This is a genomic window from Mucilaginibacter xinganensis, from assembly GCF_002257585.1.
Classification (GTDB): domain Bacteria; phylum Bacteroidota; class Bacteroidia; order Sphingobacteriales; family Sphingobacteriaceae; genus Mucilaginibacter; species Mucilaginibacter xinganensis.
Window position 1 is genome coordinate 454025 of record NZ_CP022743.1, and the last position, 17713, is coordinate 471737.

The 17713-nt window shown below is 41.9% G+C and carries 17 protein-coding genes; 11 read left to right on the forward strand and 6 right to left on the reverse strand.

The genetic code is table 11. The features are described from left to right. Nucleotides 1-96 precede the first annotated feature (96 nt). From pfkA to MuYL_RS02160, 4 genes are all read right to left on the reverse strand, one after another. Entirely contained in the window at nt 97-1074 is a 978-nt protein-coding gene (gene pfkA / locus MuYL_RS02145; protein WP_094568958.1) for a 6-phosphofructokinase, read from the reverse strand. A 201-nt stretch (nt 1075-1275) separates the two neighbouring features. Then, nucleotides 1276-2982 carry a protein-disulfide reductase DsbD family protein gene (locus MuYL_RS02150; RefSeq protein ID WP_094568959.1) on the reverse strand — a complete coding sequence of 569 codons (1707 nt, stop codon included), beginning with the start codon at nt 2980-2982 and terminating at the stop codon, nt 1276-1278. A gap of 14 nt (nt 2983-2996) precedes the next feature. After that, a complete protein-coding gene (locus tag MuYL_RS02155; RefSeq protein WP_094568960.1) occupies nt 2997-3449 on the reverse strand; it encodes a protein-disulfide reductase DsbD domain-containing protein in 453 nt (150 codons plus the stop codon). Between the two features lie 146 nt (nt 3450-3595). Next, a complete protein-coding gene (locus MuYL_RS02160) occupies nt 3596-4369 on the reverse strand; it encodes a biotin--[acetyl-CoA-carboxylase] ligase (protein WP_094568961.1) in 774 nt (257 codons plus the stop codon). A gap of 47 nt (nt 4370-4416) precedes the next feature. On the opposite strand from MuYL_RS02160, the gene rsfS reads away from it, so the two are divergent. From rsfS to MuYL_RS02175, 3 genes are all read left to right on the forward strand, one after another. Further along, entirely contained in the window at nt 4417-4791 is a 375-nt protein-coding gene (gene rsfS, locus MuYL_RS02165) for a ribosome silencing factor (protein ID WP_094568962.1), read from the forward strand. A gap of 88 nt (nt 4792-4879) precedes the next feature. After that, a complete protein-coding gene (ftsH, locus tag MuYL_RS02170; protein ID WP_094568963.1) occupies nt 4880-6994 on the forward strand; it encodes an ATP-dependent zinc metalloprotease FtsH in 2115 nt (704 codons plus the stop codon). A gap of 109 nt (nt 6995-7103) precedes the next feature. Continuing rightward, a complete protein-coding gene (locus MuYL_RS02175) occupies nt 7104-7742 on the forward strand; it encodes a LutC/YkgG family protein (RefSeq protein WP_094568964.1) in 639 nt (212 codons plus the stop codon). A gap of 22 nt (nt 7743-7764) precedes the next feature. On the opposite strand, the gene MuYL_RS02180 is transcribed toward MuYL_RS02175, so the two are convergent. Next, complete coding sequence (locus MuYL_RS02180) at nt 7765-8856, reverse strand: metallophosphoesterase (protein ID WP_094568965.1); 1092 nt, start codon at nt 8854-8856, stop codon at nt 7765-7767. A gap of 215 nt (nt 8857-9071) precedes the next feature. Between MuYL_RS02180 and MuYL_RS02185 the strand changes: the two genes are divergently transcribed. The 8 genes from MuYL_RS02185 to MuYL_RS02220 all read left to right on the forward strand — a co-directional run bounded on the left by MuYL_RS02185 (nt 9072) and on the right by MuYL_RS02220 (nt 17221). Beyond that, on the forward strand, nt 9072-9434 hold the full coding sequence (locus MuYL_RS02185) for a hypothetical protein (protein ID WP_094568966.1): 363 nt from the start codon (nt 9072-9074) through the stop codon (nt 9432-9434). A 9-nt stretch (nt 9435-9443) separates the two neighbouring features. Then, nucleotides 9444-10100, forward strand: coding sequence for a hypothetical protein (locus MuYL_RS02190; protein ID WP_094568967.1), 657 nt, complete (start codon nt 9444-9446; stop codon nt 10098-10100). Beyond that, complete coding sequence (locus MuYL_RS02195) at nt 10093-10929, forward strand: sensor histidine kinase (protein ID WP_094568968.1); 837 nt, start codon at nt 10093-10095, stop codon at nt 10927-10929. Before MuYL_RS02190 ends, MuYL_RS02195 begins: the two co-directional genes overlap by 8 nt. Next, on the forward strand, nt 10901-11536 hold the full coding sequence (locus MuYL_RS02200; RefSeq protein ID WP_094568969.1) for a response regulator transcription factor: 636 nt from the start codon (nt 10901-10903) through the stop codon (nt 11534-11536). Before MuYL_RS02195 ends, MuYL_RS02200 begins: the two co-directional genes overlap by 29 nt. A gap of 29 nt (nt 11537-11565) precedes the next feature. Continuing rightward, a complete protein-coding gene (locus MuYL_RS02205) occupies nt 11566-12636 on the forward strand; it encodes a PA0069 family radical SAM protein (protein WP_094568970.1) in 1071 nt (356 codons plus the stop codon). A gap of 93 nt (nt 12637-12729) precedes the next feature. Beyond that, nucleotides 12730-15261, forward strand: coding sequence for a DUF3857 domain-containing protein (locus tag MuYL_RS02210; protein ID WP_094568971.1), 2532 nt, complete (start codon nt 12730-12732; stop codon nt 15259-15261). 183 nt (nt 15262-15444) lie between these two features. After that, a complete protein-coding gene (locus MuYL_RS02215; protein WP_094568972.1) occupies nt 15445-15885 on the forward strand; it encodes a MarR family winged helix-turn-helix transcriptional regulator in 441 nt (146 codons plus the stop codon). A gap of 55 nt (nt 15886-15940) precedes the next feature. Continuing rightward, a complete protein-coding gene (locus tag MuYL_RS02220) occupies nt 15941-17221 on the forward strand; it encodes an MFS transporter (protein WP_094568973.1) in 1281 nt (426 codons plus the stop codon). Nucleotides 17222-17238: 17 nt separating this feature from the next. Here MuYL_RS02220 and MuYL_RS02225 read toward each other — a convergent pair whose 3' ends face one another. Further along, on the reverse strand, nt 17239-17601 hold the full coding sequence (locus tag MuYL_RS02225; protein WP_157740542.1) for a hypothetical protein: 363 nt from the start codon (nt 17599-17601) through the stop codon (nt 17239-17241). Nucleotides 17602-17713: the final 112 nt, after the last annotated feature.

Sequence of the window (17713 nt, forward strand, 5' to 3'; positions counted from 1 at the left end):
CCTGTACCAACACCGATTATAGATAGCCCCACATTTCGAATAAACAACAAAGGCCGGAAAACCCGGCCTCGTGATATTTAAAAGATCCTATTAAGTTTATATTGCTAAAATCTCCACAATCTTCAAAAAATCGGGATTAATTTCAGCAATGTGCTTAGTGGCATGTTCAAACGGTGTATAGGCAATTTCGTTGTGGATCAGCCCTATCATTTCGTTCCGGTGACCGGCAATTAAAGCTTCAACAGCAGCAACACCAACACGGCTCGCAAGTACACGGTCCATACACGACGGCCTTCCGCCACGCTGAATATGCCCTAATACCGATACGCGGGTATCATAATTAGGGAACTTTTCTTTTATCTGGCGCCCTATTTCAAACGCATCGCCTGCTTCACCATTTTCGGCAAGCATAATTATTTTTGATGATTTGTCTTTACGGCCCTTTTCCAGTTTATCAAATACGGCATTAATGTCGGTTGGGCTTTCAGGGATCAATATCGTTTCGGCACCTGCGGCAATTCCAGTGCGTAAAGCTATCAGGCCTGAATCACGGCCCATTACTTCCACAATAAAAAGCCTGTCATGCGATTCTGCCGTATCCCTGATCTTATCAACCGCATCAATTACTGTATTAATTGCAGTGTCATAACCAATGGTAAAATCAGTGCCGCAAAGGTCATTATCGATAGTGCCGGGCAAGCCGATAACCGGGATGTCAAACTCTTCGCTGAATGCTTTCGCACCCCTGAAAGTACCGTCGCCGCCGATGGCAACAAGGGCGTCGACATTATGTTTTTTTAACTGTTCGTAAGCCTGTTTACGGCCTTCGGGTGTTCTGAACTGTTCGCTGCGGGCAGTTTTTAATATGGTACCCCCCCGCTGTATAATATTTGAAACAGATTTCCGGTCCATCGGGAAAAGGTCTCCCTTTATCATTCCCTCATAACCCCGGCGAATGCCGGTTACTTCAATGCCATAATAAATAGCCGACCGTACAACCGCCCTTATGGCAGCATTCATCCCCGGCGAATCTCCGCCCGAAGTATAAAGTCCTATGTTTTTTATTTGCGTCATTTTTATAAATTGGCGCCGTATCGCTCTGTGAAAAGTACCCGGACAGCTCTTTTAACCTGATAAACCCGCAAAACCGGGCGTCGTTCAAAGTTTCCGCGAATTTACACTATTTTTTTGTGCCGGGGGAGTGTTTTTTAAAAGTAGATGGGATATAATGAGAAGAGCCCCGGGTAACCGGGGCTCTTCTCATTATATTGTCTTTTATTTTGACTGTTTATAAGCAGCTATTCCGCTATCTAAGTATTTAATATAATTATCAACACTAAAATTCGCTCCCTGCGGTGTAACGAGTACCTTGCCATCACTATCTGTTATTACATAAAACGGCTGCGAATTGGTGTTGAATTTTACCGTTTCAAAATCGCTGTTTTTGCCGCCGATGGTAGTAACCTGTTTCCCGCTGAAAGAGGAGTTATAAAACTCAGCAGCCGGAAGCGATCCTTTTTCATCAACATAAAGCTCAAGCAGCACAAAGTCATTCTGCATCCGTTTGCGTACACCCGCGTCTGGCCAAACTTCGTTTTCCATTCTGCGGCAATTGGCACAGTTCCAGCCGGTAAAATCTATCAAAATAGGTTTCTTTAATTCTTTCGAAACCTGCAGTGCCTGCTCGTAATCATACCATTCATTTAAACCGGCGTGTTTGCCGCGTTTAAACAAGTCCTCATATTTTTTTTCTTTTATAGATACATTTTGAACCGGCGCAGCCGATCCTGACCCCATCGATCTTGATAAATCAAAATCCTGCGTGGCGGGCGGCGGTAAAAATCCGCTGATTATCTTAAGCGGGGCACCCCATAATCCGGGAATCATGTAAAAAACAAAAGCAAAAACGCCTATAGCTATAAACGTACGAGGCACTGAAAGGTGTGGAAGATCGTCATCATGTGAAAATTTGATCTTGCCTATTAAATATAGGCCCATCAATAAACCAATAGCGATCCAAGCCGATAAAAATATCTCGCGGTCAAACCAGTTCCAGTGATAGGCCAGGTCAACGTTTGATAGAAATTTAAGCGCAAATGCAAGTTCAAGAAAACCTAACACAACTTTAATGCTGTTGAGCCATCCACCCGACTTTGGCAAGCTTTTTAACGCTGAAGGAAACAAAGCAAAAAGCGTAAATGGCAGTGCAAGCGCAAGCGAAAAACCGAACATCCCTACAGCCGGGCCAAGGCGGTCGCCTTTTGTTGCAGCAGCCGCTAACAGGCTGCCAACCAGCGGTCCGGTACATGAAAACGATACCACAACCAATGTTGCAGCCATGAAGAAGATGCCTACAAGGCCCCCTTTGTCTGAATTCGCATCCAGCTTATTGGCGAGTGAACTGGGGAGGTTAATTTCAAACGCGCCTAAAAACGAAACGCCGAATGTAACCAGCAGCAGGAAGAAGAACAGATTAAATATCCCGTTCGTTGCCAGTGCGTTCAGCGCATCAGGGCCAAAAATTAACGTGATGACAAGACCAAGTGATACGTAAATAACAATAATGGAGATGCCGTATAGAAGGGAATGCAAAATCCCCTTAGACCGGGAGCCTGATTTTTTGGTAAAAAAGCTAACGGTTAACGGAAGCAAAGGATAGATGCAAGGCATGGTAATGGCCAATAACCCCCCAAGGAAGCCCGCTATAAATATCGCCCAAAGTGTTTGGTTTTTTTCACCGACAGCAACAGGAGCAATGGCTGGCCGTGCTTTTTTTAATTGGGCCTGCTTTTTTCGAAACGCTGCTGCGCTGTCGGCTGCCGTAGGAATTTCAGTAAACTGAACATCGTTTGCTGATACTGCGGTGTCAGCCTTTTTATTTTGCAAAGCATTTGCCGGGCTTAAACCGGCAAAAAAGAATGCAACAATGGTAAATAACAAAAACAACCCGGTTTTTGCAGAACGGCTTTTAAATGCTCTCATTTTTGCTGCCGTAATTATTTACCTAATGGAATAGAAAAATCAATATCCTCCGGCGGAAGGCATTTCTGATCGTTACAGGTCATGTATTCCAGCTGGCCCTTAATTACCGATGCATTGGCCGATTTTAGCTTGATTTTTTGCTGGAAAATTACCGATTTTTCAAAATAGGTAACGTCCATTTTAAAGGTGGACTCATATTTTTTTATCGGAGCCGGTTGTACCGGTTTGCCAATCGGGCTGTAGTCTTTTGAAGCAGCGAAAGTAAACGAGGTCTTAATAGGACCGCCATCTTTCACGTCAAGCCCGTAAATGTGCCATTTATCATCAATAGTTGCCTTTAAAAAAACCACCGCTTCGGTAGCGCTGATCCTTTTTGCGGCGTAAGACCATTTTACGTGCGATTCTATCTGCGCCTTGGCGCCAAAGCTTAAAACCAGGGCAACCGCTGCCAATAGGATTTTTTTCATTTTTTATATGCTATTTTTAGTTGATAGTCATTAGTTAATAAGCCACTGCCGTTGAGCTGTTTTACAACAGCCTGGTTTTTGGCAACGGGGTAAAAATAATACCCGTTTTTGATTATATGTTGAAGTTAATAATATAAATAAGCGGGTTATTTATATAAAAATTCAATTTCTTTCAAGCTAAACTCCAATTCTTGGTTGTTATTGTTTTTAACAACAAGTATTCCGTTGTCTTTTACGCGGTCAATAACACCTTCAAACATTTCTCCTTTCGACCTGAAATATTTCCTTTCGTTTAACCAATATAGTCGGTTTAAATAAGATTCCCTTACAAAAGATTTTTTCCCGGCCTTTAAATTAAGATACCACGCTTCAATGTGGCTGCAAATTTCGGACAATAAACCTTTTAAATCATAATCCTGGTGTAAGATTTGTTTTACCGATATAGCCCCGGGCAGGTGGTCCGGAAATATTTCCTGGTTAATATTTAGCCCGATGCCAACAATGGCATTTTTAATTTGTCCGCCCTGTATCATATTTTCAATTAACATGCCGCCTAGTTTCCGGTCGCCATAGTAAATATCGTTGGGCCATTTAATCTTTAATTTATTGCTTAGTAAGGGTTCTAAAGCATCAAAAACTCCCAAACTTACAGCGCGAACAAGGTCAAACTGTTCCGTAACAGGTAAAAAGATAGGTTTTAATAAAATGCTGAAAGTTAAATTTTTGCCCGGTTCAGCGTGCCAGCCATTCTGCTGCTGCCCTCTTCCGGCGTATTGGTTTTCTGCCATAATGACCGTTCCTTCAATCACTGGCTTGGAATTTGACGCTAGTTCTTTAAGGAAATTATTTGTTGAGCCAACTTCTTTAATTGTTATAAAATTTTGTCCAACAAATAATCCCGAAAATATGTTATTTTGCAAAGTATAATAATTTAAAATACTAAATCGTTCAAAACTAATTCTTTTTGATGGTAAAAAACAAAGCGTTAAGTGAATCCGCTTATATTTCTGAGTTAGCCATACATGGCATCCAGGAAAAAAAAGGAAATGATATTATCAGGTTAGACCTTCGTAATATATTTAGTTCGGTGGCCGATTATTTTGTAATAACGCATGCCGAATCAGCCACACAGGTAAAAGCCATAGCGAATAGCATTGAAGATGAGATTTACAAAGCCACTCAACAGGATCCTTACCGCAAGGAAGGGTTGGAGTACGGTGAATGGATACTGCTGGATTATATAGATGTAGTTGTACACGTTTTCAGGACCGATAAACGTGAGTTTTATGGAATGGAAGATCTTTGGGGCGACGCCGAAATTAAAATGTATAAAAGCGCCTAAGCGTTCGCAACAATTGTGTTTAAACACGCGTCATCATCATACCATAAAATATTAAATTAAAAGATTGTAAGTTTGAGCTTGTAAAGAAATGAAAGATAATAAATTGGAAAATCCAAAACCGATCCGGAAAATACCGAATAAAAAAAATACGCCCAAGCCGCCAAAACCAAACATTATGTGGTTTTATGCCATTATTGTTGTGGTATTGCTGGTTGTAGCTACCTTATTAAATACTACCACATCAAACCCGATAACCTTTCAGAGGTTTGACGAGGAAATGCTGAAACAGCACGATGTTGAAAAAGTGGTGGCCTACCGCAGCGGTGACCTTTTTGTTGCCGAGGTATATATTAAAAAAGAAAGCTTAAGCAAACCTCAGTATGCCGATGCCAAAAAAGAGCAGCGCCCTTTAAATATGGGTGCAGCCGAAGGCCCCCAGTACACTTTTACAGACGCTACCTACGAAGGCATAAAGACATCAATTGCCAATGCGGAAAAAGATTTCACTGATGCACAAAAGATCCCTGTTAGTGTAGAGCCAGGGCATGAAAGCCTTTTGTCAAACTGGTTTGTGCAATGTATCATAATGGCTGTACTGCTGGTAGCTGTTTGGCTATTTATTATGCGCCGCATGAGCGGTGGCGCAGGCGGCGGTCCTGGTGGTCAGATCTTTAACATCGGTAAATCAAAAGCTACCCTGTTTGACAAAGAAGCCCAGGTATCCGTAACATTTAATGATGTGGCCGGGTTGGAAGAAGCAAAACAGGAAGTAATGGAAATTGTGGATTTTCTTAAAAATCCTAAAAAATACACTAACCTTGGGGGTAAAATTCCGAAAGGTGCGCTTTTAATAGGAGCACCGGGTACAGGTAAAACACTGCTTGCGAAGGCTGTTGCCGGGGAAGCACAGGTGCCTTTCTTCTCGCTGTCAGGATCAGACTTTGTTGAAATGTTTGTGGGGGTGGGTGCTTCACGTGTTCGTGATTTGTTCCGCCAGGCAAAAGACAAAGCGCCATGTATTATATTTATTGACGAGATTGATGCCATTGGCCGCGCCCGTGGCAAAAACAATATTGTAGGTGGTAATGATGAGCGTGAAAACACCCTGAACCAGTTGCTGGTTGAAATGGATGGTTTCGGTACCGATTCAGGCATCATTATTCTTGCTGCAACTAACCGCCCGGATGTTTTGGACTCAGCGTTGCTGCGCCCCGGACGTTTTGACAGGCAGGTATCCATTGACAAGCCCGATTTGATTGGCCGCGAGCAGATCTTTAAAGTGCACTTAAAGCCGGTTAAACTGGCTGAAGGAGTTGATGCTAAAAAACTATCGGCACAAACTCCGGGCTTTGCCGGTGCCGAAATTGCCAACGTATGTAACGAGGCTGCTTTAATAGCCGCCCGTAAAAATAAAGAGGCTGTTGATATGCAGGATTTCCAGGATGCTATTGACCGCGTTATTGGTGGTTTGGAAAAAAAGAACAAAATTATATCTCCCGAAGAAAAACGCATTGTGGCTTACCACGAAGCCGGGCACGCAATTGCAGGCTGGTTTTTGGAACATGCCGATCCTTTGGTTAAGGTTTCCATTGTTCCGCGCGGTGTGGCTGCTTTGGGTTATGCCCAGTATCTGCCAAAAGAACAGTTCCTATATACTACCGAGCAGTTGATTGACGGCATGTGCATGACACTTGGTGGACGTGTGGCCGAAGATATTACTTTCGGTAAGATTTCAACCGGCGCGCAAAACGACCTTGAACGCATCACAAAACTGGCTTACGCCATGGTTACTATTTATGGTATGAATGACAAGGTGGGTAATGTATCCTTTAACGATACCCAGGGCGAGTACCAGTTTAATAAACCATATTCTGAGAAAACTTCAGAGCTGATTGATGTGGAGGTACGTAACCAGATTGCGGAAGTTTATCAAATGACCAAGAACCTGTTGCTTGATAAAAGGGAAGGCCTGATTAAATTAGCAGATAAGCTTTTAGAAAAGGAAATTCTTTTCCAAAGTGATCTGGAAGAGATTTTAGGCAAGCGACCTTTTGAAAACCGTACTACTTATGACGAGTTTGTGAACGGACCGGAAGCAGATCAGACACCCGTAGCCAAAGCTTTGGTACCGGAAGGTGTTGCAGATCATTCAGGTACTTTTGAAAGAAACCCGGAAGAAAAAGAAGCAAATACTAAAGAATAAGTTTAATGCTCAAAGTGAAAAGTCCAAAGCAAGAAGTGAAATATCTTTTAGCTTTGGATTTTTTGTTTTAAGCTTGTAATAATTAATTTAAAGTTCTTTCCGGTTAAAAATGAGGGATATAACTACATCAAAGGAAAAACTACTGAAGAAGATCCGCAAGGCGCTTTTGGAGAAAAGGGATAATCCATACCCCAACCTGGAGGACCTGCCACATTATCCCCCTACTGATGAATTAAAGGAGGTGCTTTTTGCCGAGCAGTTTACAGCTGTATCCGGCCAGTTTGTTTTTTGTGAAGATGACGTGCAGTTTATTGAAAACCTGCTCGAGCTTGCTGAAGAGCGTAAGTGGCATAAGATCTATTGCTGGGAGCCTGCACTGCAGGAGGTACTCACCCGTTTTGAATATCCTTTTTACGAAACCGATAAAGATTTTGAGCAGGCCGACGTGGGTTTTACCCTTTGCGAAGCCCTGATTGCACGTAATGGCAGTGTCCTGCTGTCAAATGGCAACATGGCGGGCAGGCGGTTAAGCATTTATCCCCCGGTACACATTGTGCTGGCATATACTTCGCAGCTGGTTCTTGACCTTAAAGACGGCTTTAAGCTGATAAAAAATAAATACGGCAGCGATATTCCATCAATGATCAGTAATGTTACGGGCCCCAGCCGCACGGCTGATATTGAAAAAACACTGGTATTAGGAGCCCATGGTCCTAAAGAACTATTTGTGTTTTTGTTGGATGGGTAAGAAATGAAGTGGCTAATTGTGTTTACAAAGCTAATTTCAAATCTTCTAACCGGCACTCTTCCAAAATAAGTCTCTCGCTTCTTTTTTCAGCATCATATTCCCATTTAACCAACCTAATGTAGCCATCGGTTATTTCAATCCCGGTTATGTCTCCATCGTCAAAACAACAGCAGCCGCTGTTAAAATAGGTATCCAGATAGCCTTTAAAGTCGGGTGGGCGTATCTTTAAATGCAGCCTTTCAATCTTATCCTGTAATTCAATCGCCTCCGAATCTTTATGATCAGCCCTGGCTGCAGCCAGTTTGTCGTACAATGCCTCCAGCTCAGTTAATGACCTGAAAACCGGCTGATGGGTATGCCCGGTTATCAGGAGCGTATTTTTTCTTTTCGAGCTCCATTCATACATGATGCGGTTATGATCACTTTTGAGCGTATTATTATTTGCCGGCGTGTTTGGGTTTATCCGGAGGTACGCCTGGAAAGGCCCCCATATATCTGACACAAACCATTTGCTGAACCAGTTACCATCGCTTTGCAGGTCGCCCTGGTGGCCATGTGTCATATATATTTCAAGGGACACATCGCCCATCTGTGTTTTAAGTATCACGCCTTCATAAATATCAACCTCCCGGCCATAAATGCTTTGGAGGTTTACTGATGCAAGCGGATCGTTGTCCCAGTAAAGGTCATGGTTGCCGTAGATCTTTATAAAAGCCTGGCGGTTGATAAATAATTTTTCAGCCCCAAAGGTTGCTTTGTTATGTCGTTTTACGGTGACTATCAGGTTTTCCCAAAGCTCCTCACTGTCGCCAAGGCTGATATAAAAAAACAGGTTGCTGTTGTAATATTCAAGGGCGGCAAGGTAGTTGGGTTCAGCTTTTTTAAAAATATCTGCGCCATCCCTGGCACCTTTGTGCTGGTCAGAAAAAATAACAAATTTGTCAGTGGCTGCGTCAAAGGGTATTGTCAGCCCTTTTTTAATCCGGCCTGCTTTAATATCAGCATAAAGGTGATTTAATGCTGCATCAACCCTTGTTTTATCCGGCCGCGACGATAGCCGGTTGGCAAGGGCGATAACAGGTTTGGTAAAAACTGATTGTAAAAATTTACGCATTAGCAGGTGAACGTTGTTTATGCCTCTTTTTTAATTTATTACACAGGGAATTAAAAATGCGCTCTTATGTAATTTATTTCGATTTTTACCCCGTTAAATAACGGTATTTTATACGTTAAAATACGGTAAAAATACCGTTATTTAACGGGGTGGATTTTTTAGGGCAAACCTTATCTTGAAACCATATTTACCTTAACCCTTTAACTAGATTAATTATGTCATCAGTAATCGACAAAACATTAGCGCAAAGCTTGATCAACAACTATCAAACTCAAAACTCAGGAACGGGCGGACCGGCACTGGTTACCCCCGAGGGGCAGTTTTTAAATGGATTTTTTATTAGCCGCAGAAGTTTGGATGCCATCCTCAGCGATAAAAACTGCGTGGGCGTAAGCGTACATTTTGCCAAGCACCCGGATCATGTTGGCTCAACCGATAATATATTTACTTTAATCCTTGGAGGCGCCGAGCCCAATCCTGATTATCCGGAAGTAAACGGTGCCGCTCCGTATGTATGCAGGTACGAAACCTGGGACCAGCTGACCCCATGCCCGCCGTTTTGTACAGAACTCATCTGATAGATTGATATGAATTTAGACATTATATACGGCGTATATTTAATACTGTTATTGCTGATTACCATTGTCGGCTTTAGCCGCTTTAAAAAGCTTTCAAAGGGTTTTAAGGCTTTAACGGTATTAATTCTATGTACTTTGATAAGCGAGAGTATAAAGAAAGTATATGGGAGGATTTATCATAATAATATGCCCATTGCTCATATTTGGGCGGTTATCGAATTTGCGTTATTTTCTTTAACGTATTTTTATTTGCTGAAAAGTACACGGGTAAAAAATATAATAATTGCTTCAACTATTGTTATGTTAATGCTGGAGATAGTAAATGTGTTGTTTTTTGAAAAATTAACACAATTTCCTTCGCTCATCCTGGAAGCCTCCCATATTCTATACGTGGTTTATTCGCTGTTGCTATTTCGTCAAATGCTGTTATTCCCTACAGAGCAGAGCTTGTTTAAACAAAGCCTGTTTTGGTTTAACATCAACGTGTTGTTTTACGCAACTACTATGTTCCTTAATTTTGCGTTGCTAAGCTATTTCATAGAAAACAAGTTAGAACTGGCTCCCCTGGTTTATTTTGGTGTGGCCATTAATCTTATATTTTATGTTGTGATTGGCATTTCATTGTTAATTGACAATGCAAAAGAGATACGGCTAAGCAATGGTTAACGGTGTTCCAAATAGCAGCGAGCTGTATGTTGTGCTTATTTCGGCAACTGTTTTTTTTGTGTTCCTGTCAGGCTTTATCATTTACTTCGTTATATTATACCAAAGGCGGCAGGACCAAAACAGATCAGAGCGGGATGTGATGCAGGCCAACTTCAGGCAGGAGTTTTTGAAGGCCCGTCTGGAGATGCAGGAACAAACATTTGCCCACGTAAGCCGGGAACTGCATGATAATGTTAACCAGGTTTTATCATTTGTAAAGCTTAATCTGGCTATGATTACCGATGTGGACAGCGAACAGCGGACCAGAATAAATGAAAACCGCGACTTGATCGCGCAGGTTATTACTGACCTGCGTGATCTTTCAAAAAGCCTTAGTTTTGAACATATTACTAAGCTTGGCCTGGTAAAAACTATTGAAAACGAAGTAAATAAGCTTAATAAAAGTGGTATTATTGAAGCGGATATTTCAGTACAGGGAACAATATACCCACTTGGGGAGCAAAGCGAGCTGGTGCTTTTTCGCATTTTTCAGGAAGCAATGAACAATGCTATTAAATACTCCGGCGCAGAGCATTTAAAAATCAGTTTGCAATATAGCCCTGAAATGTTTAATTTGAGAGTCGATGACGATGGCGTTGGCTTTTTAATGAATTCATTAGACCATAATACAGGGTCTGGTTTGATAAATATTGAAAATAGAGCAAATGTAATTGGTGCTGTCGCAACAATTACCAGTTCACCAGGCGATGGCTGTCGTATCAATGTTAGCCTAAACCTTTTACAACAAAGAATATACACTGATGGAAAACATCCAGATAGCTTTAGTTGATGATCACCGGCTTTTCAGAAGCGGAATAGCATCATTAATTAACAAATTTAAAGGATTCAATATACTTTTTGAAGCGAGCAACGGGGAAGAAATGGTGCGCAAAATTTCTTCAAAGTTAAAGCCGGATATTGTGTTGCTGGATATACATATGCCCGTAATGGACGGTACTTCAACAGGGCTGTGGTTAAAAGAAAACTATCCTGAGATCCGCATAATAGTTTTATCAATGCTGGAAGATCCGGAAAAGGTGCTTACCATGCTCAAATTGGGCGCAAAAGGATATCTGCTTAAAGATTCAGAGCCTCATGAATTTGAGCAGGCACTGCAAAAAGTATCTGTAGGTGAGGTGTACTACCCGGAATTTGTAACCCGGCTGTTAATTAATTCATTTAACGAGCAGCAGGGTCAGGTTACCTTGCAGTTGCGCGAAATGGAATTTTTAAAATTGGCAGCCTCCGAACTTACCTACAAAGAAATTGCCACGCAAATGTGTATCAGCATACGTACTGTTGATGGCTACCGCGACCAGTTGTTTGAAAAACTAGGTGTTAAAAGCCGAATTGGGCTGGTTATGTACGCCATAAAAAATAAAATGATAGAGTTGTAATTTGCTAATAAAATTAGCAAATTTGCTGTATGGGGCATGAGGATAACGAAGCATTTTTTAAAGGGCGGGGTGCACAGGTAAATACTCACAATAAATTTTTAAAAAGCAAGTATGTTTTGGAGCATATAGAAGGGCTTGATGAACCCCTGCTTGAAAATACCGCAACACAGCTTTTTGAGGAAACGCCAAAAAAAATTGTAAGCGAATCGAACAGCCCTGACCTTAGCCACATGTACTCCATAAACCCGTACCAGGGGTGCGAACACGGCTGTATTTACTGTTATGCGCGAAATAGCCATGAATATTATGGTTTTAGCGCCGGCCTTGATTTTGAGCGCAAAATAATAGTAAAACGAAACGCTCCCGAACTTTTAGAGCAGTACTTTAATAAAAAAAATTACACCCCGGTTTGTATAATGCTTTCGGGCAATACGGATTGTTACCAGCCAATTGAACGGCAGTTAAAAATAACACGGGCGCTTTTGGAGCTATTTCTCAAATATAAAAATCCAGTTAGTATCATCACCAAAAATAACGTCATTCTGCGTGATCTGGATATTCTACAGGAACTGGCGGCTATGCGTTTGGTACATGTAAATGTTTCTATCACCTCATTAAATGAACAATTGCGGCAAAAGCTGGAACCCCGAACCGTAACCGCTACTGGCCGGCTGGCCGTTATTCAAAAGCTTACAGAAAAAGGAATTCCCTGCAGGGTAATGGCAGCGCCAATTATTCCCGGCTTAAACAGCAACGAAGTGCCCGCCATTATAAAAGCAGCAGCAGACAGGGGTGCCGTTTCAGCTGGGTTTACCATTGTGCGTTTGAACGGCAGCATCAGCGAAATTTTCACCGACTGGATTAATAAGGCTTTTCCTGACCGCGCCGAAAAAGTGCTTAACATGATAAGATCATGCCACGATGGAAAGCTGAATGACAGTGATTTTGGCCGACGAATGAGCGGCGAGGGGAAGATAGCTGAATCTATTCACCAGATGTTTAAAATGGCCTGTAACCGGTTCATGGCAGACAGAGATATGCCGGAATTTGACTATACCCTGTTTGTGCCCAAAAACGGGAAGCAGACCAGTCTGTTTTAAAAGTATTTTGTTTGTACCCAGTACCCTTAAAGACTTTATATCTCCAAATAAGGCGTTTTTTTATTCGTTATCTTTTTTTATTTTCAACTCCAAATGAAAATAAACCTTAGCGCCCTGATAAAACCTTTTTTATGCTTTTTTATAGTTAGTGTAATTTCTGCAAGGGAACTGTCGGCGGCAACGCCTGTTATACATAGTGCCCCTAAGCCATGGTGGATATTGCCGTGTAAGCCAAATAATAAAAAGCCTGCCGAAAGAAATGTAAGGGACGGTGTCTATAATGAATTAGTTGAAGAACAGGTTAATGTTGAGGAAAAGGCCACCTACAACCATATTATTACCGCTATAGTTTCCGAATCAGGAGTGCAAAATAACTCAGAGATTTCCGTGAGCTTTGACCCCTTGTTTGAGCGGCTGGACTTTCATGAGGTAACCATATGGCGCAATAACAAGCCGCAGAACAGGCTTAATATCGACGCTTTTAAGCTATTGCCCGAAGAAAATGAATTGAATAAATTTATTTACAATGGAACGTATTCCGCGAAATATGTACTGCCGGATATCCGGAAGGGCGACCGGATAGAATACGCTTATACCATTACAGGGAGTAATCCTATTTTTGATAATAAATGGAGCAGGAGCGTGTACTTACAGGGCTCTGATCTCATTATGCATCAATATACAACGTTGCTCGTTTCTGCCGGCCGTAAAATCTACCTTAAATCTTTTAACCTGCTCTCGCAACCCAAAATAACCGAAAAAAACGGGCTTAGACGTTATGAATGGGAAGACTTTGAGGTGCCTGGAATCTCAACTAATAAATTTCAGCCTAAGTGGGTCAATCAATACGCGCACGTACAGGTAAGTGAATATGATAGCTGGGCCGAGGTTGTTAATTGGGGACTGAGGATTAACCCGCTGCAAACAAAGTTTACAGGTGAACTTGCCGACAGCGTTTCAGCGCTGAAAAAAAGATACGGAAAGGATAAAGGCAAATTTTTCAGGGCTGCGGTGATGTTGGTGCAGGATGAGGTGAGGTATATGGGTATTGAAACCGGGCCCTATTCGCATAAAGCAAATTCGCCTGAAAAGGTGTTTAAACAACGCTATGGTGATTGTAAGGACAAATCTCTTTTATTGGCATCCATACTCAATGCCGGCGGAATTGAGGCACACATGGCGTTACTGAATACCAGCTTGCTTGATAAAATCGACACCTTTATCCCCGCCCCGTCAATATTTGACCATGCAGTTGTTGTGGCCATTGTAAATGGGAAAGAAGCCTGGGTTGATGCAACCATATCAAACCAGCGCGGAGAAGGTACTGCTCTTTATTTTCCGCCTTATTTGAAAGCGTTGATTTTAAAACCGGGTAATAATGAGTTAACCAATATCAGGCAATCGGAAGCCGGCAAAGTAATGGTTGTAGAAAAATACGATATTAGGGACGAATTTTCGCCGGTAAATTTTAAGGTTACAACAACCTATACCCTATCTCACGCAGACGACATAAGAGATGATATTGCAACTACCGGCATAGCGCAGATAGAAAAAAGCTATCTGGAATATTACTCAAAAACTTATAACAAAATTGAAGCGGTAGATTCGATAATGATTAAAGACGATCCAAAGAAAAATACTTTCGTCACAATTGAAAGCTATAAGATCACCAATTTTTTTAAACGGGATTCCGTCAATGGAAAGTACACTGCCGATTTTTACGCAAATGATATCTCAAGACAATTGCCGGATGTAAATGGCCAGGTGCAAACCCCTGTGTCCGTGTCATATCCTTATAATATGGATTATTCCATAAAGATAAATTTAGCATATGGATGGGATATGGAGAATGAACACAACGAAATAAAGCGGGATACATACAGCTTTATCGGGGACAAAACCATCTCGGGAAATGATTTAAATTTGCGGTACCGCTTTACTTATTTTAAAGATTATATACCACTAAGCGATTTGCCGACATTTAAAAAAGATGTAAAAGAACTTAAGGACGACAAGCTTTCGTTTAGCTTTTATTATATTCCCGACATAAAGAAGACCCCTTTTCAGTTAAATTATTTAATGCTGCTTATCACAATTATTGTTGCTTGCGCTTTCGCATATGCAGGTTTAAGGGTGTATAAAACGGAAACAACCACGGTAAAATACATTACCGGTATTCCACCGGCATTAGGCGGGTGGCTGATTTGGCTGGCCATTGTGCTGGTTTTAACACCACTGGGCCTGATAAATTATTTAGCAAGCGAGGGCTTTTTTTCCATGAGCAAATGGAACCTGGTTAATGCTGGCGTAGTTAGCAAAATGCACAAGGCTTTATTGGTTTTTGAGGTTTTGGGATACGTGTCAGTAATTTGTTTTTCAGCTTTTTGTGCATTGCTGGTTTTTAAGAAAAGGGATATTACCGCTCATTACGTAAAAATGTATTATTTGTTCATGGTGATATTTCTCTTTTTAAATTACTTCTTCAACGCGTTTGTGAAAAACGATTTTTCAGATTATGGTGTTACACAAATTGTTAAGGCGATAATAGTGGCTGCATTATGGACCTACTATTTGAATGTTTCAACCCGGGCAAAGCAAACCTTTGTTGTTCCTTATATGGCATAGTAACCCAAGCCGTATCTTATTTTACTGATTCATAATAAATATGCTACCTCAAAATCTCAATAAGCAGGCAAATAAATCCAGCTTATTGAGCTAACCTTTACCTTAAAATGATAATTCCCGGTTTCAAAAAAGAGTATTTGACCGTATATTTGTAAGGTAAACTAATAAGTTTAACTTACTATTATGGAGGCTAACCAGGATATCCAATTTGCATCGGAACTGCGCAATGTAATGATTAGGCTCATCAAGAAGCTGCGGAAGGAATCGCAGACCGGGTTGCAGCTTTCATTAACAGAGCGATCAACCATGGCGCTGCTTTACCAAAACAAGGCTATGTTGCCCAGCGAACTCGCCGCCAGCGAAATGATCACCAATCAATCTATGTCGCAGGTGCTCAACCACCTCTCAGAACTGGGATATATTATCCGAACCGCATCATTAACAGATAAACGGAAAGTGAATATCTCGCTGTCAGAACTGGGAGAACGCACCTTGCTGCAGTTCAGACATGAGCGTGATGAATGGCTGGCGAGGGCTATAGCGGCAACCTGCTCGGCCAAAGAACAGGCGATACTTAAGCAGGCCAGCGGAATGTTAAGCACCATAGTTGATTTGAAGATTTAAGGGTACACAGCTGGATAAAGGATATCCTGGCACCAGCAACACGGGAGAATAATTAATGACTACAGAAACTATAAAAACATTCAGAACCTTCAGGGCTTTTAAAAGCCGTAATTACAGTTTATATTTTGCAGGGCAGTCGATATCGCTAATAGGTACCTGGATGCAAAAAACGGCGGTTAGCTGGGTAATCTATTCGCTAACCCATTCAACCTTTATGTTGGGCTTAACCTTGTTTGCCAGCCTTTTCCCCTCCTTCCTGTTTTCGCTCATCGGCGGCGTAGTTTCCGACAGGTATAACCGCTACCGCGTACTGCTCGCAACCCAGGTAGCTTCTCTGATCCAGGCGGTGCTGCTGGCCATTTTAATATTGCTTAAGCATTACACTGTTTGGGAAATTATAAGCCTGAGCGTGTTGCTCGGCATTATCAATGCTTTTGATGTTCCGGCAAGGCAATCATTGGTTTACGATATGGTGGAGGAAAAAGATGACCTGCCTAATGCGCTGGCGCTTAATTCATCAATGGTTAACCTATCACGTATTGTTGGCCCGGCCCTGGCGGGGATAGTTCTGGAAAGCCTGGGCGACGGCGTATGTTTTTTATTGAACGCTTTGAGTTTTGTGGCGGTTATAGGATCGTTGCTGCTGATGAAGCTGCCCAAATATGTTAAAAAGGAACATCCTAAAAATGTTTTCGGTGAACTTAAAGAGGGGCTGGCCTATATAAGGCGCACTCCATCTATAGCCTTTGTGCTGGTTATGCTGGCGCTGATCAGCTTAATGGTATTGCCGTTTAGCACGCTGATCCCCTACTATGCAAAAGATGTTTTTAAGGGAACAGCATCTACTTTTGGGGTTATTGACAGCTTTATAGGGCTTGGGGCGTTTTCAGGTGCCATTTTCCTGGCATCGCAGAAAGCCGGGGCCGATCTTAAAAAGATTCTTTTTATTAATACACTGGTTTTTGGCGCCGGGCTCATTTTATTCTCGCATGAGCATAGCTACCCGCTGGCGCTTGTGTTTGTAACGATTGCCGGTTTTGGGATGATGTCGCAAATTACGGTAAGCAACACGCTGATCCAAACCACGGTAGAACCTGATATGCGGGGTCGTGTGATTAGCTTTTATGCAATGGCATTCTTCGGAATGCAGCCTTTGGGCGGCTTGCTGGTAGGCCTCCTTTCTAAGTGGGTTGGCGCTGCGGATACACTGATGATTGAAGGAATTGCCGCTTTATTAATAGGATTGCTGCACTGGAGGTACATGCGCCGGGAAAAATTAAAACATCAGCAGCAGCTGGTTTTGAAGGAAACCGAACATCCCATGCAAACGGTTTAATTTAACTTTGGGCATCATCAGTGCACATCCAGTTTTATTTGTGAATTGTCGGTAACATATACGGCAGGCTTTCCTTTATAGTCGGCAACCTTGCCAGTTATACAAACCGTACGTCCCTTAAAATCAGTTTCGGGATGCCATTTAAACTTTGGATTTTCGGGGCCCTTTACCACAACGGTTAGGTAGGCTCCTGTTTCGCTGCCCAGGTACAAAAGGGTTGTATTTGATGCCGCCTGTACCTCTGTATTATAAACCTTGTCGCACACCATTACGGTTTGACCTATATGTTGGGAGGCATCTTTAGCCACTATCTTTTTTTGCGCCGAACAGCTAAAGGTTAACATCACCAGTAAGGCAGGAATTAAAGCGAAAGATCTCATAGCACTAAAGTTACTAAATTGAAAGCAATTGTATAACGTAAACAATAGCTAAGAATTGTTGGCCCAGGCAGGTTTAGCAAGCTCCCCTTATTTTTTACAAAAAAACCGCCTT